The organism is uncultured Ruminococcus sp. (genome assembly GCF_934476685.1).
Classification (GTDB): domain Bacteria; phylum Bacillota; class Clostridia; order Oscillospirales; family Ruminococcaceae; genus Hominimerdicola.
Genome location: NZ_CAKSNX010000004.1, coordinates 47,411 through 72,874, shown reverse-complemented (window position 1 = coordinate 72,874; position 25,464 = coordinate 47,411). Strand labels below are relative to the sequence as shown.

Here is a 25,464-nt window from a genome sequence, read left to right as displayed (position 1 = left end):
AATCCAATACCAGAAACTGCGATATTACTTAAAAACGAACATACATACGAATGATTTGTAACATAATTGTAATATGTAAGCACAAAGATACAAAAAAAATCCCTTTTTTTCTAAAAATGAAGCTTTAACTATTGATTTTTTTCTTAGATTATGATACAATAAATAAGTATTAATGTTAAGACTTTGATGTAGGATAACGAGTTTTTTGTGCGCTATCCTCTGCCTATATATAATCATTAAATTGCACTTACGGTGAAAAAGTAAATAAGATAATAAAGAGAGATTTGTATACCGATGTGCATTAAGGAGTGTTGATTTTGGAGAAATTCGTCATCAACGGAGGTATTCCGCTCCGTGGTACGGTAAATATAAGCGGCGCTAAAAATGCCGCAGTTGCACTTGTTGCAGCAACTATTCTTTGTGATGAACCTTGTATTCTTGAAAATGTCCCTGAAATAAGCGATATCACAAAATGTCTGAAAATACTCAGAGATATGGGTGCAGACATTCAGTTAAAAGACAGAAACACGGTTTATTTTGATACAAGAAGCATTACCGAGCCAAAAGTTCCGGAAGAACTTGCGAGAACAATGCGTGCGTCAAGCTACTTTCTCGGCACTCTTCTTGGTCGTTTCCATGAGGCTTATGTTCCTATGCCAGGCGGATGCAACTTAGGTGACAGACCTATCGACCAGCATTTGAAAGCTTTCAATGCGCTTGGTGCAAAGGACGAGATAATCAATGGTTCAAATCATGTATGGGCTGATTCTCTTATCGGAAATCAGATCTACTTTGATTTTGTTACTGTTGGTGCTACGATGAACGCTATCTTTGCCGCTGTAAAGGCAAAAGGTATGACTGTTATTGAAAATGCAGCAAAAGAGCCTCATATTGTTGATCTTGCTAATTTTCTTAACTCTATGGGCGCTGATATCAGAGGCGCAGGTACTGACGTTATCAAGATCAGAGGTGTTGAATACCTTAAGGGTGTAACTTATGCTACTATTCCGGATCAGATCGAAGCAGGAACTTATATGGTAGCTGCCGCAGCCACAAAAGGTGATGTAACTATCGCTAATGTTATACCAAAGCATCTTGAATCTATCACCGTTAAACTTCGCAAGTGCGGTGTTCATGTTGAGGAAAACGATGAAAGCGTTCATGTATGGGTTGACGGTCCTTTGATGAAAACATCTCTCAAAACTATGCCGCACCCAGGCTTCCCTACTGATATGCAGCCACAGTTTTCTACTTTACTGACCATGGCAGAGGGAACAAGTATTGTTACAGATGATATTTTTGATAATCGTTTCAGATATGTTGCTGAACTTCGCAGAATGGGAGCAGATATTTCTGTTGACGGCAAGGTAGCAGTTATTCAGGGAGTAGGTCAGCTCAAGGGAGCGCCTGTTTCCGCAACAGACCTTAGAGCAGGTGCTGCAATGGTAATCGCAGGTCTTGCTGCTCAGGGTACGACCGAGATAGATAATATTTTCTATATTGAAAGAGGATATGAAAACATTGATGAAAAGCTCAGAGGATTGGGAGCAGACATCAAGAGAGTTATCAAGCCAGATGTTGAAGCAGTAAAGCTCAGCGGCTGATATATTATAAATAACGAACGATCAAGCAGTAACCGTTGAACGATTACTGCTTTTTTGAGCCATTTCATATTAAGGAGGAAAAATGGAGCTTTTTGTATCTGACCTTGATGGAACTTTACTGAATGAAAATGCTGAGATCTCAGAGTATACTGCAAATTCTCTCAATGCTCTGATAAAAAATGGATTAAATTTCACTATCGCAACAGCAAGGACCATAGCAACCGTCAGAAAAATTATCGGCGGAATTGAATTGAGCATACCGATGATACTTATGAACGGTGTTCTCATATATGATCCTGTGCATCACAAATATGACTTGATAAACAAGCTGTCATCTGATTTAAAGAATACTGTTATTTCAAAAATGCGTGAACTTGAACTGTCGGCTTTTATGTATACGATAGCCGAGAATGAGATGCTTACATACTACGAAAAGCTAACTAATAAAGCTATGGAAAGCTTTTATCAGCAAAGAAAATTCAAGTATTATAAAGCATTTGAAAATACAGATGATTTTATGGGAATATCTGATGACGTTATTTATTTCACTTTTATAGATTCAAAAGAAAAGCTTGCGCCTATGTGTGAGGCACTAAAAGAGATCAATGGTCTTGAACTCACATATTACAATGATATTTACAGTGATGAAATGTGGTATCTTGAAGTATTCTCGTCAAACGCTTCAAAAGAGAATGGAATAAAATATCTGCGCAGTAAATATGGATACGACAAAATCACGGTATTCGGTGACAACACAAACGATCTGCCAATGTTCAGAGCATCAGATGTGAGGATCGCTGTAAAAAATGCAAATCAGGCGGTGCTTGATAAATGTGACAAAGTAATTGCCGCCAACACGGAAAATGGAGTAGTTAAATATCTGGAGGAAATTTTTAATGGCTAGAATATATCCGCTTTTTTCATCAAGCAGCGGTAATTGTACATATATAGGTGACGAACACTGCGGGATACTTATAGACGCAGGTGTATCCTGCAAAAAAATATGCGATTCGCTGAACAATAATGGCATATCGCCAAAAGCTGTTCAGGGCATTTTTATTACTCACACTCACAGCGACCATATTCAGGGACTTAAAGTGCTTACAAAAAAATACGGAATTCCTGTATATGCTCAGAGAATAAATCTTGAAATACTTGCTCAAGAAGATAAGGTTTCCGCTAACAGCGAGCTTATAGAAATAGATAATATGGAATATGAAGTGGGCGGATATTCAGTCTATGCATTTTCTACACCGCACGACACGCCTGCAAGCTGTGGTTACAGTATAATAACTCCTTCGTGGAAGAAATGTGCTGTATGCACCGATCTTGGGTATGTTACTAATGAAATAGATTCTGAATTAAAGAAGTGTGAGCTTGTGCTGCTTGAATCAAATTATGATAAAAAAATGCTTCTTAACGGAAGCTATCCTTACGTTTTAAAGCAGCGCATAGCATCGAACAATGGGCATTTGTCTAACGATGACTGCGGAAATCAGCTTTCAGAACTTGTAAAGTCCGGAGTGTCAAAATTTATTCTCGGACACCTCAGCCGTGAAAACAATACACCTGACATGGCTGAAAGATCGGCTGTAAACTCACTGACCAAATTTGATCGTAACCGTGATTATATTTTGGAGGTAGCAAAACCTGAGGGAAATGGAATGGTGGTGACATTTTGATAAAAATAAATCTTATTACCGTTGGAAAGCTTAAAGAGAAATACTGGCGTGATGCAGCTGCTGAATATGCTAAAAGGCTGTCTGCGTTCTGTAAACTTGATATTGTAGAACTCAACGAAAGCAGGCTGTCTGATAACCCTTCTGAAAAAGAAAAGCTTGCTGCGCTCGATAACGAGGCTGAATCAATGGCTAAATACATTGACGGCAGCAATACATACAATATTGCGATGTGCATTGAAGGTAAAATAATATCCAGTGAAGAGCTTTCAGCAAAGATAGAAGACTGCGGCACAAACGGATTTTCAACGATCAACTTTATAATCGGCTCTTCGTTCGGGATAGCACAGTCTGTCAAGCAAAAATGTGATTTTAAGCTTTCGATGTCAAAAATGACTTTTCCGCATCAGCTTGCAAGAATAATGCTTTTAGAGCAAATTTACAGAGGATTTCAGATCTCAAATCATACCAAGTATCACAAATAAAAAAACGAAAGATAAGGAACTTCCCTATCTTTCGTTTTTTGTTTTATTAAGATTGCGGTGGAACTGAGAATGGATATAACTCTTTAAACTCATCAAAATCCCCCGCTGTTTTGTCAGAACCTGTTGGTATAAGACCTGTGCAGTCATTAGCAGAACAGGCAGGGTTATAATAGTTATAACATTCCTCATCAAATTCCTTGCTGTTGCTGCCATAGTTTTCTGAACATGATCTTAAATGCTCAAAAGCAGATATATCCTTTTTCAGCAGCACAGCTCTCAGTTTTGGTGAGAGTTCAGCAAAAAACGCACGTCCTTCGGAATCCTTGCTGAGATACTCTGCAAGAGTATCTTTTTCATTATTCGGCATATAGTAAAACCTCCTTTTTAAGTAGTTTTACCATTACACCAAATAATATTACATTCGGAAAACTTACAAGTTTTAAACTTCTTCAAGCAGGCAAACAGCCGTTGCTGATATTCCAAGTTCTTCGCCTGTAAAGCCCAGTTTCTCTTCCGTAGTGGCTTTAACGGACACCTGTGAAATATCACATTTTAAAACTTCTGCAATATTATTTCTCATGGACAAAATATGCGGTGCAAGCTTTGGTTTCTGAGCACATATCGTAGAATCAAGATTTACAAGCTTATAACCATGTTCTGCGATAACTGAGGAAACCTCTGATAAAAGCTTCATACTGTCTGCACCTTTATACTTTTCATCTGTATCAGGAAAAAGCTTGCCTATATCGCCAAGAGCCAACGCACCCAACATTGAATCCATAATTGCGTGAACAAGAACATCTGCGTCGGAGTGACCGTCAAGACCTTTGTCGTGAGGAATATCAACTCCGCCGATTATAAGCTTTCTTCCCTCTTTAAGACGATGAACGTCATATCCGTGACCAATTCTCATAATAACTCCTTTATTACATTTCCTCATAGTTGCCTAAAAACTTGAAATACGATAGTTCGGAATCAAGTTCGCTCAGCAGCTTTGCGACCTCAGGAGTGTCGATAGCACCCTGAAAATCAAGATAGAATACTACATCAAAATCTGTATTAGCAACAGGCATACTTTCGATCATCGAAAGATTAAGACCTGCAACAGAAAACTTTGTAAGCAAACGATAAAGAGCTGATGACTGGTGCGGCAGCACGAGGCACACTGATATAGTATCTGCATTTTCTGATTTTAGTGTTTCTTTTGATATAAGTATGAATTTAGTAAAATTATATGCTGCATTTGCTATATCACGTTTTAATATGTCAAGTCCAAGATCATTTGCGCACTGTTCAGAGCAGATCGCACCATATGGCTGATCGCTGTCTTTGATATAACAAGCTGCCAATGCTGTATTTGCGTACTTGTGAGTTTTAAAGCCATTCTCTTCAACAAAATCAGAACACTGATGAAGTCCCTGTTCATGAGAATAAACAGAACGTATCTCCTCAAATTTTATTCCTTTGCGCACAGCCAGACAATGCGACACCTTGACTTTTGTAGACGCACAGATCTTAAAATCATGCTTTTTCATAAGCTCATATGTACGCTCAACTGCACCTGCCGTTGTATTTGTAATTGGTAGAATACCAAACTCAGCTTCTCCGTTTTCAACGGCTGTAAAAACCTCATCGAAGTCTTCAAAGAATATCGGCTCATAATCATCAAACAGATTTGAGCAGGCAATATGAGAATAAGAACCATTTGTACCCGGAACAGCGACCTTATGATGTCCGCTCAGATCAAGCTTTTTGTATTCGATCTTGTTAGTTTGAGCGAAAAAGCGCTGATACTGATAGCACTTTGAAATGTCCATTATTGTCTGAAACAGCACCTTTGATCCGCCCTTCATATCGTCAGACGATTTCTGAGCCACTTTATCAAGTATATGCTGTTCCCTTGCGCCCTGAAAAACAGGAAGATCATTATCTATCTTATACTGCGCAACATCACAGCAAAGATTCATTCGTTTAAAAAAAAGTTCCTGTATCTGATTGTCTATATCATTTATATTACTGCGAAGTTCATCTAAATCCATACTTAATCTCCTAAAAAATATATTCAATTCATTTTACCACACTAATGCACAGTTTTCAAGTAGTAAAGTATGATTTGGTCAAAAAATAAGAATTAATTTACAATTTAAAAGGAGCAGAATATCTGCTCCTTAAATTCAGCCTTTATTCATCATTCTGAGGATACTTCTTATATCCAGGGTGCTTTCCTGTTACACCGTACTTAGGACGCATTCCTATAAGTCTGTCGATATTTTCTCTTGAAATATCCTTAACACCGCCGAGAAGTCTTGCTACAAGTGAGATCTGCGCCTGAAGTTCAAGAGTTTCCATGCGGTAATATGCCGTTGTAAGATCTGCGCCAACTGTCAAAGCACCATGATTTTCAAGCAGCATTACATCATGCTCCTGAAGATAAGGTTCAATAGCCTCAGGCACTTCATATGTAGACGGAGTTCCGTAAGGTGTAAGCGGAACTGAACCCACTGCAATTACAGTTTCTATCATACAGTAATCGTCAATAGGAAGATGTGCACACGCAAATCCTGTTGAAACAGGAGGATGTGCGTGAACTACTGCACCAACATCAGGTCTGTCGTGATAGCATTTAAGGTGCATTTTTACCTCTGATGACGGTTTCCAGCCTTCAACAGCCTCGATTATGTTAAATTCATCATCAATAAGACCGATTTTGTCAGGTGTGATATCGGCTTTGGATACACCAGTCTGAGTTGCAAGATATCTGCCTTCGGCAACCTTAACTGTTACATTGCCATCATTTGCAGCTACCCAGCCTTTCTGCCACATTTTATGACATACCTCAACCATTGCCTGTTTTATATCTTCGTACATATTATTCATTCCTTTCATTTGTATCAGACTACGCCTTTTTGCAGCATAATGTTTGCATAAACGGCTTTTTCACCCGTTGCAATTATAGCATAAGCAGTTTTAGCCTGTTCATAAAACGCAAACCTTTCGATCTCTCCTACCGCAGACGAACCTCTAGTGTCATATCTTGAAATGATCTTCTTATACTCGTCCCATATCGGAGTTTTTGCAGTATCTCCTGCCATGACCTGCATTAAGTTCACAGGTTTTTCTACATATGTATCCAGCGGAAACAGCTGTAAGATAGCGTCGAGAAGTTCAGGTACACCATGACCGTCACATCGTATTACCTTGGCATTTTTGCCCATACTTTCAGCAGGAAAATTTCCGTCAGCAATTATTATTCTGTCAGAATGCCCCATTTCACACAGAACTTTAAGCAGTTCGGGTGAAAGTATAGGCGGTATATTTTTAAGCATTTTTATATCACCTCTTAGTAATTATATTATAAAATCTCATAAACTGATTTTCCCATTCATCGGCATTTTCAGGCTCAAAGGTAAATATCTGCTCAGAGTTTGCAATTATTTTTCTTGCGCTTTCTATGTCAGGGATATCTCTAGATGAAAGCAGCTGAACAATAATATTACCCAGTGCGGTAGCCTCAACAGGGCCGCTTGAAACTCTTATTCCACAGGCGGACGCAGTAAGCTGTGAAAGAAATTTATCCTTTGTTCCTCCGCCGATCATATACAGGATATTATACTTCTTTTTAGTGCATATTTCAAGTTCTTCAATAGCCGAACGATATTTCATCGCCAAGCTTTCATATATGCAGCGCATTACTTCGCCGTCTGTAACAGGAACATACTGCTCAGTTCTTTGGCAATATTCTCTCACACGTTTAGGAATATTGCCTGACGGGATAAAAAGTTCGTCATCAGGATCTATAAAGCACTTAAACGGTTCAGCCTTTCTAGCCATATCCTCAAGCTGCGCAAATGAATAATCTTTACCCTCACGCTGCCATTGACGGCGGCTTTCCTGTATCAGCCACAGACCGATTATATTTTTCAAGAAAGAAGTTTTTCCGCCGTATCCGACCTCATTTGTCACATTAAGCCTGAGTGAGCTTTCGTCCAACACAGGTTCATCAAGCTCTGTACCAAGCAAACTCCAAGTGCCGCATGAAAGAAAAGCAAAATCTTTCTGATTTGCAGGGACAGCAGCCATAGCAGCTTGTGTATCGTGTCCGCATACTGCAATAACTTTCATATCACCGATATCAAGTTCTTCTCTTATTTGCTTACTCAGCGTTCCTATGACGCTGCCTGACGGCACGATATTTGTAAACAGGCTTGATTTTATCCCAAGCTTTTGCGCAATATCAAACGCCCAGTTTTTAGTGGTTTGATCGTAAAGCTGAGAAGTTGAGGCAATAGAACGCTCTGTTACCTTTTCGCCGGTAAGAAAATAGGTGAATAAATTAGGCATCATAAGCATTTTATCTGCCCGTTCGATCAACTCAGGACGTTCTTTAACAATGGACATAAGCTGAAAAGCTGTGTTTATATCCATGAACTGATTACCAGTTACCTTATAAAATTCTTCTTTAGGAATGGTTTCAAAGCTTTTTTCAGCTAATCCTTTTGTTCGTGCATCTCTGTAATGCACAGGATTTTCGAGCAATCTTCCGTTCTTGTCAAGCAAGCCGAAATCAACGCCCCATGTGTCTATTCCAAGACTTTCGATCTTTCCATATGATTTGGATTTTATAAGGCTCTGCTTTATTTCATGAAAAAGCCGCAATACGTCCCAATACATTGTGTCGCCAACTATAACAGGGTCATTTGAAAAGCGATGTATCTCCTCCAGCGTGATCCTGCTGCCGTCAAAATTACCGATCATAGCACGTCCGCTTGACGCACCAAAATCTATGGCGAGAACTTTTTTCATTTTATCTGCTCCTTTTCAGAGAGTTATTTTTTATACAGTGGGCCATAATTTGCACAAGCTCTGAAATCAGCACCCTCTTTATCCATACCAAAAGCATTCCATGCAGCAGGACGGAAAATATCATCTTCCGGCACATTATGCATAGCAACAGGTATTCTGAGTATCGATGCCAGCGTAATAAGGTCTGCTCCTATATGACCATAACTTATTGCACCGTGATTTGCACCCCAGTTATTCATTACATCATAAGCTGTCTTGAATGCACCCTTACCTGTAACTCTTGGTGCGAACCATGTGCAAGGCCATGTATAGTCTGTTCTCTTCCAAAGGATATCATTGACTTTTTCAGGCAGTTTAACCGTCCAGCCCTCTGCTATCTGGAGCATTGGTCCGAGTCCCTTTACAAGATTAAGACGGATCATTGTAACAGGCATTTCAGCATCTGTAACAAAACGTGAGGAAAATCCGCCGCCTCTGAAATATCCGCAGTCAGCATAGTTCCATGTTGTTGCAGCCATAATGTTTTTCTGATCCTCTTCTGTGATATTGAACCATTCTTTCATAATAGCATTGCCATTTTCATCCTTAGCCTGTCCGTTAGCGTCAAGGCAGGCAGCACCGGAATTGATAAGATGTATGAAACCGCCCGCTTCTTTTGCCTTGCCCTCAAGTTCATAGCCCGTTGATCTCATTACAGCCTCAGGTGACCAGTATGTTCTTACGTCGGCAAAGATCTGCGCTCTATTAGTCAGCAGTTTCATAAACATCATTCCAAGACCATTAAGAACATCATTCTCTGTTGCGAGTACATATGGCTCTCTTGCGCCATTCCAGTCAAAAGTTGTATTGAGCATTGCCTCAGGGAAATCGCAGTTAGGATAGAAATCTGTCCACTGTCTTTGACCCTGGAAACCTGCTGCAATGGCATTATGACCTACCATTTCCTCTTCTCTACCGACTGGCAGATTTTTATTGCCGTTCATAAGATCCTTGATTATGCACATCATTTTTACGACAAATTCCCAATCCTTTTCTTTTTCCTCAGGAGATTTTTTCAGTTCATCAGGGTTTTTGTCAAAGCCTTCGATACAGTTGGCTTTTGTCCAAGCAAGTGCTTTTTCATACTCGGCTTTATCATAGATCTCTTCTGTCATACGTCTTATTATTTCAACTTCATCAACAGATTCAACTCTCATGCCGAGATAGTCCTCTATAAATGCAGGGTCAATTATGGATCCGCCTATTCCCATGCATATAGAACCTATCTGAAGATAAGATTTACCTCTCATCGTAGCAGCAGCTACCGCCGCACGTCCAAATCTGAGAAGTTTTTCTTTTACATCTGCCGGTATCTCCATATCGTCTGCTTCACATACATCATGACCGTAAATTCCGAATGCAGGAAGTCCTTTCTGCGCATGGGTTGCTAAAACTGAAGCAAGATAAACTGCTCCCGGACGTTCAGTTCCGTTAAAGCCCCATACTGCTTTTATCGTATTTCTGTCCATATCCATAGTTTCTGCACCATAGCACCAGCAAGGTGTAACTGTCAGAGTAATGTCAACGCCTGCTCTTTTAAACTTATCAGCACAAGCCGCAGCTTCGGCAACTCTTCCGATAGTTGTATCAGCGATTATTACCTTTACAGGCTCTCCGTTTGAATATTTTAAGTTTTCCTCAAAAAGCTTTGCCGCAGACTTAGCCATATTCATTGTCTGCTCTTCCAGCGAACCTCTGACGTTCAACGCTCCCCTTCTGCCGTCGATGGTTGGACGTATTCCTATTACAGGATATTCTTCTACAAATCTGTTTTCTGCCATAATTATTACCTCCTGAAATATGTATGATAACGATTACCATAATGCAAATTCATTATACCACACATTTTCAAAAAAAGCATTTGACAAAAAAGAGAAATAGCAGCCAATCATTTGTACAATATTGATATATTAGCACTATATTGCTGGATAGCAAGATTGATCAATTAAGCTGAAAATATTAGAAAGCGACGCAAAATCAATAATATATGCATATGATCTTTAATCGAATATCAAGATTAATATATTGTTTTTCGATAATTTTATATTGACAAATAGAAATCCATATGATATAATGACATCAATAAAAATGAGAGGGGAATTTTTCCTATGATAACAAGTTGGTCTAAAACAAGATCTCTGATGCTTTCAAGAATTCTGGTGTATGCTTTGCTGTTCCTGCTGATATCGGCTGTTGTCTGTGTACCTGCAATATCAAAATGGTATGACAGCATTTCGGCTGAGGTCGGTTTAATTAAAGGCAGTGCTTTTGTACCGGTATGTGTAATGCTCTACATCTGTGATGTATTTGCTCTATGTGCAGCAAACGCTTTGAGGATCTTGCTGAGAAACATTAATAACGAAGATGTTTTTATCGAACAGAACACAAAGTGTTTAAGAATTATTTCTTGGTGCTGCGTATTTGCGGGAATTACATTCTGTATATTTGGCATATGGAGATTTTCATTCTTCTTTGCAGGATTTTTCGCATTGTTTCTTGGACTTGTAATGCGTGTGCTGAAAAATGTTTTTGAAAAGGCAGTAGAAATAAAGTCCGAAAATGACTTTACGATCTAGCGAGGTGCAAAATGGCTATTATAGTAAATCTTGACGTTATGATGGCAAAACGTAAAATGTCATCGGGTGAACTTGCAGAAAAAGTCGGCATAACTCCTGCAAATCTTTCTATACTCAAAACAGGAAAAGCAAAAGCGGTAAGGTTCTCAACGCTGGATAAGATCTGTGAAGTGCTTGAATGTCAGCCCGGCGATATACTTGAACACGTTTAAATGGAGCAAAAAATGAAAAGAAGTTTTTACGCAGCTGTTTTCTTTGTACTGCTGATAACAGAGATCATCATAGGTGCTTTTGCGACAGGTTTTATAAGAAACAACCTTGGTGATGTGCTTGTTGTTTGTGTGATCTACTTTTTTATTTGTATATTTACAGATAAGTGCCATTACACTCTGCCGCTTATGATTTTTATTTTCGCCTGCTTTGTCGAGTTATTACAGTACATAGATATATGCGGTTTGTTAGGTATTCCTAAAGACAGTTTGCTTGCCGTTATTATAGGTACAAATGGCAATATTCCTGATATTTTCGCTTACCTTGCAGGAATGGCTATTATATATGTCTATCTCAGATTTGAAAATGTGTATAATAAAAGGAGATGTAACTATGAACATCAATGATAACTTTTCCAATGAAACAAATATTGGAATGACTCTTTCATATGATTATGCTCAGCAAACAGTAGTAAACGAACCATCATTTACAAAGCTCCAAAAGATAATGGCATTTGCAGTGGCTTTGCTCGCTTTCTTTTTTACTCACCTCGTATTGTGGAATGTTACAGGAATTTTCACTACAATTTTGTACATTACAATCATAACAGCAATAATATTGTTTATGTGCAAGAGCGGCAAAACATTTTGCGCTTTTAACAAACTATGCGCTGCTGTTTTATACTTATTCAGTTTTGTTTTTGCCATAACAGCGAATGAATTTATAAAATCACTAGATGTTATTTTCATGACGGCAGGAATAACATATTTTGCTTTCTCTGTCGGCACGGGCAGCAAAGCTTTCGGAAGATTCTTTCCTATCGAACTGATAAAAAGTGCGCTGCAATATCCTTTTATGCATTTCTCAAAAGAATACAAGGCGATAAACTCAACAGTAAAAAATTCAAAATTCGGCAGCAGTGCAAAACTGATTATCATAGGTCTTATTTTCGCTGTACCGCTAACCTGTGTCGTAGGCGCATTGCTGATGTCGGCAGATAGAGGTGTGGAACGAATACTTATCAATGTTATGAACTTTGTTCATGCTCAGAATATGTGGACTTTGTTATTGGAAGTATGTGTTTCTATTCCGATAGGCGGATATATCTACGGAATGCTCTATGCTAATACTCACCCAGATGAGGTAACTCCTATGGATGAGGAAAAGTGTGAAAGGCTGTGTGCTGACGCTCGGAAAATAAATAATACAATGATCTATACTGCAATCACACCTATATGCCTGCTGTATATTATTTTCTTCATTTCACAAGCTAACTACTTTCTCTCAGCTTTCATGGGTACTCTTCCCGAAAATTACAGCTATGCTGAGTATGCAAGAAAAGGTTTCTTTGAGCTTTTTGCTATTGAACTTATCAATGCAGCTGTAATATTCTTTATAAGCTTTTTCTCAAAAAACTGCGGCAGAGAAAAGCCAAAGGCTTTGAAATTCTATACAGTTACTATCTCAGTATTTACTCTTCTGATAACAAGCACAGCCATAAGCAAGATGATAATGTACATCAACAATTATGGTCTTACACAGCTCAGAGTTTACACAACATGGTTTATGGTGCTGACTGCAATAATGTTTATTTTTGTTATCATAAAGCAGTTCAAAAAAGATTTTAAATGCATGACCTTTGGTGCAGCTGCTTTTACCATAATGTTCGCTTTATTATGCTTTTCTCGTCCCGACGCTCTTATTACACGATACAATATGGATCATCTTTCTGATACACTAACATCATATGACATAAGAGTAATGAAAGATATGTCTGCTGATGCGGAATCAGTCCTGCTTGATGAAAAATATAAAGAAATACTTCAAAATACTCTTTCATCTAATGTTTCAGCTAATGAAAATGCAAATGACTATTATAGTATTCAAACTTATAAATACACTTATGATGATCTTATAAATGATATAAAAAGACCTCTTGAAGAGGATATATACTGTCGGTTCAATCTTTCGGCAATTTTGATAGAACAAAGGATATAATATTAAACGGGTAATTTGATAGTTTCAAATTACCCGTTCTTAGTTATGTTTATAGATCAGCCGAGAAGTACCTTATGGAAAATCTTTTTACCCTTCTTAATAGTAACAGGTTCTGAAAGATCTACAAGTCCCTTTGGATCAGTAAACTTTTCGCCGTTTACTGCAATACCGTTCTGAGTTACAAGTCTTCTTGCCTCACCATTTGAAGGACAGAGTCCGCACTTTACAAGCAGTGTAAGAATACCGATCTTGTTGTCAGCATCAACATCATCTGCTGTAAGAGTTGTTGAAGGCATATCAGCACTGTCACCGCCGCCTGCAAATATTGCCTTTGCTGCAGCGTCAGCTTTGTTAGCTTCCTCCTCACCGTGTACAAGCTTTGTAAGCTCATAAGCAAGAAGTTCCTTAGCCTTGTTGTACTCTGCACCTTCCATATGCTTTTCCATTTCTTCTATCTCTTCAATAGGAACGAATGTCAGCATTTTAAGGCACTTGATAACGTCAGCGTCAGCAACGTTTCTCCAGTACTGGTAGAAATCATAAGGTGATGTCTTTTCAGGATCAAGCCATACAGCACCCTTTTCAGTTTTACCCATCTTCTTGCCCTCAGAGTTAAGAAGAAGTGTTATGGTCATAGCATAAGCGTCCTTACCGAGCTTCTTTCTGATAAGTTCTGTACCGCCAAGCATATTTGCCCACTGATCGTCGCCGCCAAACTGCATATTACAGCCGTAGTCTGTGAACAGTTTGTAGAAGTCATATGACTGCATTATCATATAGTTGAACTCAAGGAAAGTAAGTCCTCTTTCCATTCTCTGCTTATAGCACTCAAATGTCAGCATTTTGTTTACCGAGAAGCAAGCGCCGACTTCACGAAGTACGTCAACATAATTAAGATCAAGCAGCCAGTCTGCATTATTTACAACAAGAGCCTTACCGTCAGAAAAATCAATAAATCTGCTCATCTGCTTTTTAAAGCATTCTACATTATGATTGATAGTTTCCTTTGTGAGCATTTTTCTCATATCAGTCTTGCCTGATGGGTCACCGATCATTCCTGTTCCGCCGCCGAGCAGAGCGATAGGCTTATTTCCTGCCATCTGAAGTCTTTTCATAAGGCAAAGTGCCATAAAGTGACCAACGTGCAGAGAATCTGCTGTCGGGTCAAATCCGATATAGAAAGTTGCCTTTCCGGCATTGATAAGTTCCTTGATTTCCTCCTCGTCAGTAAGCTGAGCAAGAAGTCCTCTTCTTTGAAGTTCTTCAAATAATGTCATTTTTATTCCTCCATAAATAAATATAATGTACTTATAATAAAAAATCCTCTGACAAGCAAAAGCTTATCAGAGGACGAATTATCGTGGTACCACCTCAGTTTATCGGGAATCCCGACCTTTAAGACTCGGCAGAGAACTGCGAAGCCGCTGCGCTTTAACGGGCGCACCCGTATTTCACTACTTGATTTCGCAAAATCAGCTCAGAGATGTATTCACATTCAACACAACGTACTTTCTCACACCGACCGGAAGCTCTCTTAAACGTTTTGAAGAAGCTACTTGTTCCCGTCACAGCATTTAACATATTACAACACATTATATCACAGCGTCAATATTTTGTCAAGTACCAACTGCACAAAAATCAAATAATCATTTTTCTATACTTTTCCTGAAAAATCTTAGTGCGTCTGAGTTTTAAAAGCCGAAAAAATGTGCATTTTAATATTAGGAAATCTACGGATCACACATTTAAGAAAGCGGTGAAATAAATGTCGGAAAAAGCACTTAAGATCATAACAATATTCGCTGTCGGCGCTCTCTGCTACGGCTCTATGGAGATAATAAACAGAGGCTTTACACATATTTCAATGGGAATACTTGGTGGGTTATCGTTTCTGGTAATACACATTTTGAATGGTGATTACAGAAATGGCAATATAAGAATGATAACACTTTTGATAATATCCGCACTTTTTATAACCTCTGCCGAATTTTTTACTGGAGAGCTTTTAAATCATATATTAGGCATGAATATCTGGAGTTACAGTGATATGCCGCTTAATATTGACGGTCAGGTATGTCTGCCTTTTACTATAATCTGGTTTGTGCTGTCTGTATTAGGCGTTATTACCGATAATTTTATAAGGCACAAAATATTTAATGAACACACTGCTGAAATCACTGCCGAAAGAGCGGCAGTTTGATTTTACCTGTCAGCTGTTATAACTGATATAAGCATAAATTCGTTGTCCTCACAGCCTTCTTCCTCAACAACTATTTCAATAGTATGCTTCCCTGCTCCCGCAGTTTCTGTCAGTGTTGTTAAAGCGCAAAGATCGCCCCATGTTTCTTCAAAATTAGCGTCAAGAACATATTTTTCATTGCCGTCAATTATTGCCGCCGCAATAGGCGCAGGATGCTTAATTGTACGCTTCCATTGCAGCATAATAATATTTCCGCTGACCTCAAATTTAATTGACGATCCTGCTTTTCCGGCAGTCCAACCATTTTTGAAAGGGTCAGAAAAATAATCTGATCTATGTGTATCAGCTGTGAAACCATTAAGTTCAGGCTTGCTGTTTGTATTCTGATATATCTCCGCATCAATAAAGCGACAGGCTGTAAGCTGTTCCGGAAGTTCGGGTTTTACTGCATTTTTGCCGATTGCTTTATAAGTTTCATATTCATTATCAAGAAGATTAACTATCAGATCTGCCATCATCTTATGACCTTTGTTGTTAGGGTGCAGCATATCCTGCGTATAATCTTCCTTTTTAATGTTGCCTAACGCTATGTCAGGATAAATATAATCTCTCACGCTTACTATCGGCAGCTCATAATGCATTCCCACTGCATTATGTATTCCCTGCGTATTTTTTCCTGTATCATAAAAAAGTGTATTGATAAGTATTACAGCTTTGACAGAATCGTGCATAAGCAGCTTGCGTACAAGGCTCTCATAGGTTTCCATAAAGAACAGATTATCACTGTCATTTACAGAAAACTCTACAAACACAACATCAGGTTCTAAGGACAGCACATGAGATTCAGCTCTTGCTGCGCCAAACTGCGAAGTTGTCGCACCGATACCTGCGTTAAAAAAAGTTACATCTGCCTTAGGAAACTTTTCATTCCACCATTTAGCAGATAAATTTACATAACGGTTTTCTTCAGGATCAGCATTACAGCCCTGAGTTATAGAACCTCCGATATAAACTATATTTAATGAGTTTTCAGTTTCTATTTTTCTAAACACTTCTGCCATATATCCGATATTTCCAAGTTCTGCAATAGCATTATTCTTATCAAGCATAAATTCCACTCCTGTTAATTTTACTTTCTGCTATATATTATAACACAAACTTATATTCTTGTAAATACATAATTATATTTTCAGTTTATGAATGAAATAGATAAAAAGTTGAAAGGTATGCCAATTAAATTGTTTCCATTACCTTTCAAATCGTGCAAAATTAATGTTGACTAACAAGCTTTAAAGTTATATAATTTATAAGTAACAAAACAAATCGAAAGGTATGATATTATGCACGATTTAAAAGATCTGCTTATTCAGACAAAAACACTTGTAATTTTTAAAAGCCTGCGTGAACAGCCTGTGTTCAGCAAATTTCTTAATGCTATTGATGCCTGCGTTAATTCTTCCACAGAAGATGCAATAGAAGCTTATGCTGATTTTACCGCAGAACTTTTTGCTCACACAGAAAATCTTACAGAATATATTCTCAAACTTGTTCTTGAAAATGAAAATCTATTTATGCTGAGAAAGGGCGAGGGCAAGCCGACAGGAACTCTGCTTGAAGAATGTCTGGCAAACGAGCTTGCGCTGATCGAAGAGATCGCAACTATCCCTTGCAAAGAACTCACAGACAACATAGATTATGACGGATTTCTTCCTCATTATCTTACATCAGAAACTGATTTCTCAAAAATTTACGCTGACAGGATCCATGCGATCAATGAGTATGGATACGGCATTTACTCACAGTATCATGTTTTCGTTATCAAGAACGGAGTTATCACACCTGTTGAATTTCCAGATGACATCAAGATCGAAAATCTTCATAATTACGAAAATGAACGCAGTCAGGTTATTGCTAATACAGAAGCTCTGCTTGCAGGCAAGCCTGCTAATAATGTACTTCTTTATGGTGACTGCGGAACAGGTAAGTCCTCAACGGTAAAAGCTATCGCCAATGATTACGCCTGCAAGGGACTTCGTCTTATTGAACTTAAGAAAAAGCAGCTTCACGAAATTCCTGCAATAGTTGAAACTATCAGCAAAAATCCACTTAAATTCATAATCTTTATTGATGACCTCTCATTTACCGAAGATGATGATGATTTTGCAGCACTTAAAGCAATACTTGAGGGCAGCGTATCTTCTACTGCGTCTAATCTTGTTATATATGCAACATCTAACAGACGTCATCTTGTTCGTGAAACATTCTCATCAAGAGAGGGAGATGAGATCCACTTCAAAGATACAATGCAGGAGCTTTTATCATTGTCAGACAGATTTGGTCTTACTATCACTTATCAGAAGCCTGACAAGAAGATCTATCTTGACGTTGTAAATAAGCTTGCAGATCAGTATCAGCTTACAACAGACCGAGATACTTTGGCGACTAAGGCTGAGGCTTACGCACTTGCAAGAGGCGGACGTTCACCACGAGTTGCTAAGCAGTTTGTAGAGTACATAAAGGGCTGCGAAGAATAAAATAATAATCTTACTAAAAAATAAGGGTGAACAGCTTTTGTTGTTCACCCTTATTTTTATGCAAATTCAATCTCTCCGCTGCTGCGGGCTTTATCCATAACTATCTCAAAATCATGACATACGCCGGAATATTTAAGCGGCTTTTTGATTTTGAACGCACCTGCACGAAGAGATAACGGTACTTCACCTTTTGAGTATTTTACTATTTCTCCGTTTTTAGAAAGTACCTTCTTTCCCAGCGCCTCAACTTCTTCTTTACTATCAAGACCACTGAGTATCACAAATTCATCTCCGCCGATCCTAAGTGCGATCATATCGTCTGTGCAGACCTCGGCAATTCTCTTCAGGGTTTCAAGTATCATCTTGTCGCCTGCTTCCCTGCTGATATCCGTATTAACAGCATGAAGTCCTGTAATATCAAAACACAGCACATATGTTTCAACTCTGTCATTAACATAATCAAAAAGCTCAGAAATATCGAATTTTTTCATATTGATATATTCATCTCCCTCAATAAAACTTGGATTGATCTTCGGACACAACCCACAGTATCCTTTCCAGTTGTTTTTAAAAGCCGTAGGCGACATACCCCATACCTTTGAAAATGCTCTTGTGAACACCTCATGAGAGTTATAGCCATATTTCACTGCGATATCAAGCACGTTTATATCTGTGTTGAGCAGATCTCTTCCTGCACAGGTCATTCTTCGCTTTGTGATATATTCCTTTATACTCATATGGGTACAGTATCTCCACAGCTTTTGCAGCGTGGATAATGAACAACAGCACTCTCTTGCAATATCCTCCTGAGAAAATTCTTCGCCAAGATTTTCTTCGACATATTCAAGAGCCGTTGTAAAAATCGTAAAATTACCATTGCGTCGGTTATTTTCTATTTTCATATTATCCACTCCATTTTGTTCAGTAACGTTACTATGGTTATATTATAACAGAAACAAATAAGTTTTGCTTGATTTTTTGAGTAAATTATTGCAAAAATTTCACAAGAGTTTTTCCTATCAGTTCTCCTGAATACTGTGACTGATCCAGAGAATTACCGTGACTTCCGACTTCTATCAGCAGACTTCCTGTTGTCAGATCTTGATTATAAAATCTTGTATCAAAAAGCACAGGCCTTGTCAGACCGTTCCAATCACTTTCAAGCGCTGACTGCAAAGCGCAGGCAAATCTGAAATTTTTATCATAATCGGGAATATTTCCGCTTCCGTCATCTGCACAGGATATTATCATTATCTGAGCGGCTTCCCTGCCGTCTATGTTGGTCACAGGCGCTATCCTTGTTCCGTCCTCACGTTCGATACCGTCACGGTGTATATCAAGACATATTTTTATTGAGGGGTATTCTTTAAGAATTTCGCTTACAGCAAGCCTGCTGGATTGATATGAACCGTCATAGCTGGGATAATCATGAACAAGTGTATCATGAATATATGGTATGCCTGCTGCATCCAGCTGCTCACAAATCTTATCCCCCACAGAAATGATATTTTTATCACATTCAGTAGTTTTACAGCTAAATGATTTATCATACCAATCCCGTGCATAAGGTTCAAAGCTTTCAGTTGCATGAGTGTGGTAAATAAGTATCTGCGGTTCATCGGAATTTTTATCTATCTCAAAAGGCAAAGCGTCTTTGCTTAGTTCATAGAGGTCTGAATTTGGTATATTTGTACAGTTACGAACCTGTCCGCCGTTATCTAGGTCAAAATACTGTGTACCGCTGTAATATGAATATGTAAAATTCTCTATTACACCGTCATGATCGTTGAGATCAGTCGGATATGGTATTGCATCGGATACATCTTCCGCAGGCAGCGGGCTTGGTATCTCTGAAGTTTTGGCTGGAGGCTCAGTTTCTTCTCTTGCCATATCAATATCCCAGCACGTTGACGCAGAAAGCTCAGTACCTCTGGGAAAATTGCTATAATTGCCCGAAGATATTTTGTTGTTATAATTGCTCTCTTTTCCCATTATCAGAGCCGCAGAGATCTCCGCAAACGATGATATTTTCTGTGCATTCCTACCCACATAAAATATACCCAAAGGTATAAGAAACACCGCCGTAAAGACACAAAGTGATCTCAGCAATATTTTTTTCAGTTCCATATCAAACACCTCTTGATTAATTATATTCGGGACAGGCTTTTATATTCCGAAACAAAATTGATCTGACTGCATATTATATATAAATAAAATGCTATATGGGGAGGTATATATGAACTATCTGATACTTGTAGATAAATTTAATAATGTACCTGTTGAATACGCCGACACATTAAAGTTTTATGAAGTGCAAGGTAAACTGTTTGAGGAACAGGCAGGGAAGCAGCTTGAAAGAATGCTCACAGCGGCAGACTCAGAAAATATAAAGATCAAGGTTATTTCAGGATACAGATCTCCCGATTATCAGCAAATGCTTTGGGAGAGAAGCATTTCACTGGAGATGTGGAGCGGTGCAAGCTATGATGAAGCAATAAAAAAAATCAGCCGAACACTGGCATACCCAGGATCAAGTGAACATAATACAGGGCTTGCTGTTGATCTTGGTACAGAATCAGCAGATGACGTAGAAGATAATTTTCACAGGAGCGCACAAGGGCGCTGGTTATCACTCAACGCAGAAAAATTCGGCTTTATTTTAAGATACCCGCGAATGAAAGAACAGATCACAGGTATCGACTTTGAACCATGGCACTATCGCTATGTAGGCAGAGAAGCTGCTAAAATAATATCTTCAAGCGGGTTATGTCTTGAAGAATTTCTGCATTTCTATTCTGACAAATATCTTATGAGATAAAGTAAAAACTATAATGAAAAGATAGTGAAGTCATTGACTTTGTTAACAGAATGTAGTATAATAATTACAATAAATTATGAAAGGACGTTTTACTATGTCAAAGAGTTCACAGAAAAAATCGTTTTGGGCGCTTATGGGTACGCTTATACTTGTTATAGCTTCTACTGCTCTTTTTGTATACAAATATTTAGAAGAGAAAGAACATTATGAAAAATGGAAAGATTACGAGGAATGTGGAATCCAGTAACGACTGATCTGCATAAGGCTTTGAACGAACCTTATGCAGATTTTTATTTTATATTTATAAAACAAAAAGGCAGCCATATGACTGCCTTTTGCTTGTGTAAAAATTTTGGAGAGGATGAAACGAGCTAAGAGTAATAATCTTAGTGTTTACATTCTTTTTTTCTTTCTCTGTTCTACAAGTAATATTATAATCCTGTTTCATAAATTATTCAAGAACAGAGGTGTTACATATTGCTACAACACTGTTACAAATGATTTCAAAATGTAACTATTGGGAATTGCCTTATTCGACGCCGTATTTGCTTCTGTATTCGATCATCTGAGGCAGGTATTCCTTACCCTCGACTACGCCGTCTTCAATAGCCTTAATAATATCATTGATATTAACGATAGAATAAACCTTTACACCGAAATCTTTATATGCCTGCTGAACTGCTGAAAGTTCTGTATCAAGGGCTTTCTCCATTCTGTCAACAGTAATCACCATTGCAGTTACATTAACGTCAGCAGCTGATTTAAGCTTAGGCATTGATTCCCTGAGTGCCTTACCGGAAGTCATAACATCATCGATGATGATTACTTTTTCGCCGTCAGTAAGCTTCTTACCAACGAACATTCCGCCTTCGCCGTGATCCTTTGCTTCCTTTCTGTCGAAACAGTAAGAAACATCAATATTATACTTTGTTGCGAGTGCAATAACAGCAGATACTGCAAGAGGGATACCCTTATATGCAGGCCCGAAAAGTGTTTCAACAGGTATCTTATTATCAGCTATGCAGTCAGCATAAAAGCCGCCAAGCTTAGCAAGCTGCTCACCTGTCTTATAATTTCCGCAGTTAATGAAATATGGTGCTTTTCTTCCGCTTTTAAGTGTAAAATCACCAAAAGTGAGAACACCGCTGTCAACCATAAATTTTATAAACTCTTCTTTGTAAGTCATATGCTTATACCTCCGAACAATTAAACTAAAGATATTATATCATATTTTGTACTTTTATGCAAGAGCTAAAATCATAAACTGCTGAGTTCTTCAGGTCGGTCTTCACTGTTTTCCGGCAAAGCTAATATATCATCAGGTTCGTCATTATATATCGGCATAGACACAACTGTCTTAAACATATCGCCGTCAAGCTCGATTTTAAACTCGCCGCCGCAGGCTTCTGTAAAGCTTTTCGCAATGGAAAGTCCAAGACCGCTTCCGCCGTCCGTTCTGGATTTATCTCCTCTTACAAAACGTTCTGCTATCTCCTCCGCTGTGAACTCTATGGGGTAGGAAGAGATATTCTTGGATATAAACATAATATTATCGTTCTCATTTTTGATTTCAAAGAAAATTCTTGAACCATCAAGGGAATAATTGAGCGCATTATCCATTAAGTTCTGGAACACTCTGTAAAGCTTATCACCATCTGCCATAACGTAAGCCTTAGTCTGGCTGATATCAGTTTTTATTGTTCTTCCGCTTTGCTGTATCTTGTCATATTCATCAGCAAGAGCCTGATTAAAGAGCATAACAAAATCAAGTTTAGTAAGATTTACGTCGATTCCGCTGGTGGCTTTTGCAAGACTGAATACATCTGCCACGATACTTTTAAGTTTCTGAGATTTCTTGTCAAGGACCTGAACGTAAGCAGCCGCTTCATCATCAAGATCCATTTTCTTAAGAAGATCTATATAGCTGATTATTGACGTGAGCGGGGTTTTCAGATCGTGTGATACATTCGCCACAAGTTCGATCTTCATTCTTTCAGATTTGATCTGATTTTCAACTGAAGTCTTTACCTTATCTGAAATTTGCGTCAGCATAACAGAATCATTATACACAACAGAGTTCTTTGAAATTTCAATATTTTTATCTTCATCAGAACCGATAGCTCTGATCTGTTCGCTGATTTTAGAAAGGTCTTTATATTGTTTCAGATTTCTGAACTCACATACGCACACAACTATTAAGGAAATAAAACATGAAATAATAAAAACATCGCTTTCTGTGTTAAATTCAGAAAGCATCACGATAAAGAATGCAATAACGACAAGAACTATTATAGATCGTTTTGCAAACTTTTGTCCCATGGACTTTTTCTGATATCTTGCATAATAAGCACTGTTTTCATACTTTGATCTTATTTTATTTAACAGATTTAGAATAAAAATATTCTTTTTGATCGTATGAGTTTTGAATTTTTCGGCTATCTGCATTACAGAGAATATCATTGGGAACATTACTGCTGCTATGATAGATCCGAAAATTACAATTCCGCTTTTTTTCATGCTCAGCATTGTGCTGAACCATATTATAACAGACATATAATTATCCGTGAGTATATCCAAAACACTCAGAAAACCTATAAAGATAATTATATATAACTCAACAGGGCATTCTCCAAAAAACTTCAGCTTTTTCCATTTCAATACGGAGTCAGCATCTGTATCAAATCCACACACTGCAATTATGTATACCGCAAGCAGTACAAAAGCAAAAACAGACAAGCCAAAACATATCTGTGAATTTCTGTATTGTCGAATAACATTTGTATAGTTAGCTGCCGCTGTTTTTATAACATCTGATTTAGGGCTGATAAAAACAGTTATGGCATTATCATCGCCGCCATATGCTTTATATTTATCAGTGTCTTCTAAATACAAACCATAATTGGCATAGGTTTCTTCATCAACATCATAACACTCATCACTATCGTAATATTCGTCATAATAATAGTCATCATTAGTTGAATAATAATACTTATCTTCCTTAGAATCGTAGATCTCCGTTGCGATACCTTCACGAGCGATCTGACCGTCAGTGGTATTTTTAGCATAAGAATAAAATCTGATCGGATCGTCATTTCCAAAATTATAGAAATATCTTCCGAAGTTGTCATAGTACCAGCCGCCTACCGGTACAAAATTACTCGGATAAGATTCTATATCATAAGAATCAGAAAAATCAATATACTCATTCTGATAATAACCGCTGGTTGCATTTGGAAATATATAAGTTAGTATATCACCTGACGAAACATTGTCGCTTGTAACAAATCCGTTTCGTCTTAATATGTAATTAGAGTTTTTCGATTTTAACCAATCAATAGTTTCGTCCTCAGACATGATATCAAGTTCAGAAAAAGGATCATCAACATTTGTCATATAAACAAAACTGCCGTCCTCTTTCTGAAAAGAAACATAGTAGTTGAACATACTGGACTCAGGCTGTATGCCTTTATCGGTTTTCTTATACTTGTATCCATTATAATCCATATAATATTGCAGATCCGATAAAAGCGTTTTTGCGCCTTGAAAATTCCATTCAGAATCAACGTTGCTCAGATAGCAGGCGGAAATTATGCAAAGCTGTTCATACATACTCATTACATCGGTATGATATTCGTCTGATTTTAAATATTCCGGTTCAAAATTCTCTATTCCGAGCTGCATTGAATAACTTTTTGCCGTCAAAGCTGTTCCGGCAAAAAGGCAGGCGAGAATAACAGCTATTATCCTTAGAGGCAGGGATAACAGCTTATTCTCTTTATTTATATCATTCGTATCAGATCTTTTCAATTTTATAGCCAATACCCCACACCACCTTAAGATACTTTGGCACTTTCGGATTTATCTCGATCTTTTCCCTTATATGTCTGATATGCACCATTACAGTATTTTCCACTGCGTATGCATCTTCGTTCCAGACCTTTCGGTAGATCTCTTCTGCTGAAAATATCCTTCCTGCGTTTTGCATAAGCAGTTCAAGGATCTTTAATTCCGTAGCGGTGAGCTTGACAGGTTCGCCGTCAACAGTAAGCGTTTTTGCACCACAGTCAAGCTCCAGACCGCCTATTTTTAAGGTATCCGTTTTGTTTTTTGTGTCTATTGCTCCAAGCTGCATATATCGGCGGAGATTGCTTTTTACACGGGCAGCAAGCTCCATCGGATTATATGGCTTTGTTATGTAATCGTCCGCACCCATAGAAAGTCCCAGCACTTTATCTGTATCTTCTGATTTTGCTGATAAAACAAGTATTGGTATATTCTTTTTCTCTCTTATCTTCATCATAGCTGAAAGCCCATCAAGACGAGGCATCATCACGTCGATAAGAATAAGCTGTATGCTGTTTTCGCTTAGTTTTTCCAAAGCGTCAATACCGTCATAAGCTTTAACGACGTTATAACCCTCCATTTCAAGAAGCTTTGCAATAGCTCTGACTATATCCTTGTCATCATCTACAACCAGAATAGTAGGACTTAAATTTTCCATAAGGCACGATCCTTTCG

26 protein-coding genes and 1 other annotated feature are annotated in these 25,464 nt (G+C 38.2%); of the genes, 12 read left to right on the top strand and 14 right to left on the bottom strand.

Translation table 11 applies throughout. From position 1 onward, the window contains the following. Positions 1-317: 317 nt before the first annotated feature. The 4 genes from Q0E19_RS05915 to rlmH all read left to right on the top strand — a co-directional run bounded on the left by Q0E19_RS05915 (position 318) and on the right by rlmH (position 3,768). Positions 318-1,604 (top strand): UDP-N-acetylglucosamine 1-carboxyvinyltransferase, encoded by a 1,287-nt coding sequence (locus tag Q0E19_RS05915; protein ID WP_294408163.1) that lies wholly within the window; start codon positions 318-320, stop codon positions 1,602-1,604. Positions 1,605-1,686: 82 nt separating this feature from the next. Further along, positions 1,687-2,508 (top strand): HAD family hydrolase, encoded by an 822-nt coding sequence (locus Q0E19_RS05910; protein WP_294408162.1) that lies wholly within the window; start codon positions 1,687-1,689, stop codon positions 2,506-2,508. Continuing rightward, positions 2,501-3,286, top strand: a complete 786-nt coding sequence (locus Q0E19_RS05905) for an MBL fold metallo-hydrolase (RefSeq protein ID WP_294408161.1) — start codon at positions 2,501-2,503, stop codon at positions 3,284-3,286. The genes Q0E19_RS05910 and Q0E19_RS05905 overlap by 8 nt, the downstream gene beginning before the upstream one ends. After that, on the top strand, positions 3,283-3,768 hold the full coding sequence (rlmH, locus tag Q0E19_RS05900; protein ID WP_294408160.1) for a 23S rRNA (pseudouridine(1915)-N(3))-methyltransferase RlmH: 486 nt from the start codon (positions 3,283-3,285) through the stop codon (positions 3,766-3,768). The genes Q0E19_RS05905 and rlmH overlap by 4 nt, the downstream gene beginning before the upstream one ends. A gap of 46 nt (positions 3,769-3,814) precedes the next feature. Here rlmH and Q0E19_RS05895 read toward each other — a convergent pair whose 3' ends face one another. The 7 genes from Q0E19_RS05895 to Q0E19_RS05865 form a co-directional block, all read right to left on the bottom strand. Beyond that, complete coding sequence (locus Q0E19_RS05895) at positions 3,815-4,135, bottom strand: hypothetical protein (RefSeq protein ID WP_294408159.1); 321 nt, start codon at positions 4,133-4,135, stop codon at positions 3,815-3,817. Positions 4,136-4,207: 72 nt separating this feature from the next. Then, entirely contained in the window at positions 4,208-4,681 is a 474-nt protein-coding gene (gene ispF, locus Q0E19_RS05890; protein WP_294408158.1) for a 2-C-methyl-D-erythritol 2,4-cyclodiphosphate synthase, read from the bottom strand. A gap of 13 nt (positions 4,682-4,694) precedes the next feature. Next, positions 4,695-5,807: a bifunctional chorismate mutase/prephenate dehydratase gene (locus tag Q0E19_RS05885; RefSeq protein ID WP_294408157.1), complete on the bottom strand. Its 1,113-nt coding sequence runs from the start codon at positions 5,805-5,807 to the stop codon at positions 4,695-4,697. A gap of 142 nt (positions 5,808-5,949) precedes the next feature. After that, positions 5,950-6,636, bottom strand: a complete 687-nt coding sequence (locus tag Q0E19_RS05880; RefSeq protein WP_365904690.1) for a class II aldolase/adducin family protein — start codon at positions 6,634-6,636, stop codon at positions 5,950-5,952. 23 nt (positions 6,637-6,659) lie between these two features. Next, the gene (locus tag Q0E19_RS05875) at positions 6,660-7,094 is read right to left on the bottom strand and encodes an RbsD/FucU domain-containing protein (protein WP_294408156.1); all 435 of its coding nucleotides are present in this window, start codon (positions 7,092-7,094) and stop codon (positions 6,660-6,662) included. A gap of 7 nt (positions 7,095-7,101) precedes the next feature. Further along, a complete protein-coding gene (locus tag Q0E19_RS05870) occupies positions 7,102-8,571 on the bottom strand; it encodes a rhamnulokinase family protein (RefSeq protein WP_294408155.1) in 1,470 nt (489 codons plus the stop codon). Positions 8,572-8,594: 23 nt separating this feature from the next. Further along, positions 8,595-10,391: an L-fucose isomerase gene (locus tag Q0E19_RS05865; protein ID WP_294408154.1), complete on the bottom strand. Its 1,797-nt coding sequence runs from the start codon at positions 10,389-10,391 to the stop codon at positions 8,595-8,597. Positions 10,392-10,718: 327 nt separating this feature from the next. Between Q0E19_RS05865 and Q0E19_RS05860 the strand changes: the two genes are divergently transcribed. The 4 genes from Q0E19_RS05860 to Q0E19_RS05845 are packed head-to-tail and all read left to right on the top strand — an operon-like array spanning position 10,719 to position 13,394. Continuing rightward, positions 10,719-11,186: a DUF2975 domain-containing protein gene (locus Q0E19_RS05860; RefSeq protein WP_294408153.1), complete on the top strand. Its 468-nt coding sequence runs from the start codon at positions 10,719-10,721 to the stop codon at positions 11,184-11,186. 11 nt (positions 11,187-11,197) lie between these two features. Next, complete coding sequence (locus tag Q0E19_RS05855) at positions 11,198-11,398, top strand: helix-turn-helix transcriptional regulator (protein WP_294408152.1); 201 nt, start codon at positions 11,198-11,200, stop codon at positions 11,396-11,398. Positions 11,399-11,410: 12 nt separating this feature from the next. Then, positions 11,411-11,803 carry a DUF2809 domain-containing protein gene (locus Q0E19_RS05850; protein WP_294408151.1) on the top strand — a complete coding sequence of 131 codons (393 nt, stop codon included), beginning with the start codon at positions 11,411-11,413 and terminating at the stop codon, positions 11,801-11,803. Further along, positions 11,790-13,394: a DUF4173 domain-containing protein gene (locus Q0E19_RS05845; protein ID WP_294408150.1), complete on the top strand. Its 1,605-nt coding sequence runs from the start codon at positions 11,790-11,792 to the stop codon at positions 13,392-13,394. The genes Q0E19_RS05850 and Q0E19_RS05845 overlap by 14 nt, the downstream gene beginning before the upstream one ends. A 56-nt stretch (positions 13,395-13,450) precedes the next feature. On the opposite strand, the gene tyrS is transcribed toward Q0E19_RS05845, so the two are convergent. Beyond that, positions 13,451-14,671, bottom strand: a complete 1,221-nt coding sequence (tyrS, locus tag Q0E19_RS05840) for a tyrosine--tRNA ligase (protein WP_294408149.1) — start codon at positions 14,669-14,671, stop codon at positions 13,451-13,453. A 66-nt stretch (positions 14,672-14,737) separates the two neighbouring features. Next, positions 14,738-14,972: a binding site (T-box leader), on the bottom strand. Between the two features lie 187 nt (positions 14,973-15,159). Here tyrS and Q0E19_RS05835 point away from each other — a divergent pair. Beyond that, a complete protein-coding gene (locus Q0E19_RS05835) occupies positions 15,160-15,594 on the top strand; it encodes a hypothetical protein (RefSeq protein ID WP_294408148.1) in 435 nt (144 codons plus the stop codon). A 2-nt stretch (positions 15,595-15,596) separates the two neighbouring features. Here the strand turns inward: Q0E19_RS05835 and Q0E19_RS05830 are convergent, their stop codons facing one another. Beyond that, the gene (locus Q0E19_RS05830; RefSeq protein WP_294408147.1) at positions 15,597-16,703 is read right to left on the bottom strand and encodes an SGNH/GDSL hydrolase family protein; all 1,107 of its coding nucleotides are present in this window, start codon (positions 16,701-16,703) and stop codon (positions 15,597-15,599) included. 231 nt (positions 16,704-16,934) lie between these two features. Here Q0E19_RS05830 and Q0E19_RS05825 point away from each other — a divergent pair, with 231 nt between their 5' ends. Next, positions 16,935-18,128 carry an ATP-binding protein gene (locus Q0E19_RS05825; RefSeq protein ID WP_294408146.1) on the top strand — a complete coding sequence of 398 codons (1,194 nt, stop codon included), beginning with the start codon at positions 16,935-16,937 and terminating at the stop codon, positions 18,126-18,128. Positions 18,129-18,184: 56 nt separating this feature from the next. On the opposite strand, the gene Q0E19_RS05820 is transcribed toward Q0E19_RS05825, so the two are convergent. Both Q0E19_RS05820 and Q0E19_RS05815 read right to left on the bottom strand, forming a co-directional pair. Further along, positions 18,185-19,030, bottom strand: coding sequence for a helix-turn-helix domain-containing protein (locus Q0E19_RS05820; protein ID WP_294408145.1), 846 nt, complete (start codon positions 19,028-19,030; stop codon positions 18,185-18,187). 85 nt (positions 19,031-19,115) lie between these two features. After that, positions 19,116-20,255 carry a stage II sporulation protein P gene (locus Q0E19_RS05815; RefSeq protein ID WP_294408144.1) on the bottom strand — a complete coding sequence of 380 codons (1,140 nt, stop codon included), beginning with the start codon at positions 20,253-20,255 and terminating at the stop codon, positions 19,116-19,118. A 109-nt stretch (positions 20,256-20,364) separates the two neighbouring features. Here Q0E19_RS05815 and Q0E19_RS05810 point away from each other — a divergent pair, with 109 nt between their 5' ends. Both Q0E19_RS05810 and Q0E19_RS05805 read left to right on the top strand, forming a co-directional pair. Next, positions 20,365-20,946, top strand: coding sequence for a M15 family metallopeptidase (locus Q0E19_RS05810; protein ID WP_294408143.1), 582 nt, complete (start codon positions 20,365-20,367; stop codon positions 20,944-20,946). 94 nt (positions 20,947-21,040) lie between these two features. Continuing rightward, positions 21,041-21,193 carry a hypothetical protein gene (locus tag Q0E19_RS05805; RefSeq protein ID WP_294408141.1) on the top strand — a complete coding sequence of 51 codons (153 nt, stop codon included), beginning with the start codon at positions 21,041-21,043 and terminating at the stop codon, positions 21,191-21,193. Positions 21,194-21,475: 282 nt separating this feature from the next. Here Q0E19_RS05805 and pyrE read toward each other — a convergent pair whose 3' ends face one another. The 3 genes from pyrE to Q0E19_RS05790 form a co-directional block, all read right to left on the bottom strand. After that, a complete protein-coding gene (gene pyrE / locus Q0E19_RS05800) occupies positions 21,476-22,132 on the bottom strand; it encodes an orotate phosphoribosyltransferase (protein WP_294408140.1) in 657 nt (218 codons plus the stop codon). A 71-nt stretch (positions 22,133-22,203) separates the two neighbouring features. Next, the gene (locus tag Q0E19_RS05795; protein ID WP_294408139.1) at positions 22,204-24,765 is read right to left on the bottom strand and encodes a HAMP domain-containing sensor histidine kinase; all 2,562 of its coding nucleotides are present in this window, start codon (positions 24,763-24,765) and stop codon (positions 22,204-22,206) included. Then, positions 24,740-25,447 carry a response regulator transcription factor gene (locus Q0E19_RS05790; RefSeq protein ID WP_294408138.1) on the bottom strand — a complete coding sequence of 236 codons (708 nt, stop codon included), beginning with the start codon at positions 25,445-25,447 and terminating at the stop codon, positions 24,740-24,742. The genes Q0E19_RS05795 and Q0E19_RS05790 overlap by 26 nt, the downstream gene beginning before the upstream one ends. Positions 25,448-25,464 lie beyond the last annotated feature (17 nt).

What these genes read in the sequence shown, in the direction of transcription:
- Q0E19_RS05910 (WP_294408162.1), top strand. Translation starts at nt 1,687, where the DNA reads ATGGAGCTTTTTGTATCTGACCTTGATGGAACTTTACTGAATGAAAAT.
- Q0E19_RS05905 (WP_294408161.1), top strand. Translation starts at nt 2,501, where the DNA reads ATGGCTAGAATATATCCGCTTTTTTCATCAAGCAGCGGTAATTGTACA.
- Q0E19_RS05895 (WP_294408159.1), bottom strand. Translation starts at nt 4,135, where the DNA reads ATGCCGAATAATGAAAAAGATACTCTTGCAGAGTATCTCAGCAAGGAT.
- ispF (WP_294408158.1), bottom strand. Translation starts at nt 4,681, where the DNA reads ATGAGAATTGGTCACGGATATGACGTTCATCGTCTTAAAGAGGGAAGA.
- Q0E19_RS05885 (WP_294408157.1), bottom strand. Translation starts at nt 5,807, where the DNA reads ATGGATTTAGATGAACTTCGCAGTAATATAAATGATATAGACAATCAG.
- Q0E19_RS05880 (WP_365904690.1), bottom strand. Translation starts at nt 6,636, where the DNA reads ATGTACGAAGATATAAAACAGGCAATGGTTGAGGTATGTCATAAAATG.
- Q0E19_RS05875 (WP_294408156.1), bottom strand. Translation starts at nt 7,094, where the DNA reads ATGCTTAAAAATATACCGCCTATACTTTCACCCGAACTGCTTAAAGTT.
- Q0E19_RS05870 (WP_294408155.1), bottom strand. Translation starts at nt 8,571, where the DNA reads ATGAAAAAAGTTCTCGCCATAGATTTTGGTGCGTCAAGCGGACGTGCT.
- Q0E19_RS05865 (WP_294408154.1), bottom strand. Translation starts at nt 10,391, where the DNA reads ATGGCAGAAAACAGATTTGTAGAAGAATATCCTGTAATAGGAATACGT.
- Q0E19_RS05860 (WP_294408153.1), top strand. Translation starts at nt 10,719, where the DNA reads ATGATAACAAGTTGGTCTAAAACAAGATCTCTGATGCTTTCAAGAATT.
- Q0E19_RS05855 (WP_294408152.1), top strand. Translation starts at nt 11,198, where the DNA reads ATGGCTATTATAGTAAATCTTGACGTTATGATGGCAAAACGTAAAATG.
- Q0E19_RS05850 (WP_294408151.1), top strand. Translation starts at nt 11,411, where the DNA reads ATGAAAAGAAGTTTTTACGCAGCTGTTTTCTTTGTACTGCTGATAACA.
- Q0E19_RS05845 (WP_294408150.1), top strand. Translation starts at nt 11,790, where the DNA reads ATGAACATCAATGATAACTTTTCCAATGAAACAAATATTGGAATGACT.
- tyrS (WP_294408149.1), bottom strand. Translation starts at nt 14,671, where the DNA reads ATGACATTATTTGAAGAACTTCAAAGAAGAGGACTTCTTGCTCAGCTT.
- Q0E19_RS05835 (WP_294408148.1), top strand. Translation starts at nt 15,160, where the DNA reads ATGTCGGAAAAAGCACTTAAGATCATAACAATATTCGCTGTCGGCGCT.
- Q0E19_RS05830 (WP_294408147.1), bottom strand. Translation starts at nt 16,703, where the DNA reads ATGCTTGATAAGAATAATGCTATTGCAGAACTTGGAAATATCGGATAT.
- Q0E19_RS05825 (WP_294408146.1), top strand. Translation starts at nt 16,935, where the DNA reads ATGCACGATTTAAAAGATCTGCTTATTCAGACAAAAACACTTGTAATT.
- Q0E19_RS05820 (WP_294408145.1), bottom strand. Translation starts at nt 19,030, where the DNA reads ATGAAAATAGAAAATAACCGACGCAATGGTAATTTTACGATTTTTACA.
- Q0E19_RS05815 (WP_294408144.1), bottom strand. Translation starts at nt 20,255, where the DNA reads ATGGAACTGAAAAAAATATTGCTGAGATCACTTTGTGTCTTTACGGCG.
- Q0E19_RS05810 (WP_294408143.1), top strand. Translation starts at nt 20,365, where the DNA reads ATGAACTATCTGATACTTGTAGATAAATTTAATAATGTACCTGTTGAA.
- Q0E19_RS05805 (WP_294408141.1), top strand. Translation starts at nt 21,041, where the DNA reads ATGTCAAAGAGTTCACAGAAAAAATCGTTTTGGGCGCTTATGGGTACG.
- pyrE (WP_294408140.1), bottom strand. Translation starts at nt 22,132, where the DNA reads ATGACTTACAAAGAAGAGTTTATAAAATTTATGGTTGACAGCGGTGTT.
- Q0E19_RS05790 (WP_294408138.1), bottom strand. Translation starts at nt 25,447, where the DNA reads ATGGAAAATTTAAGTCCTACTATTCTGGTTGTAGATGATGACAAGGAT.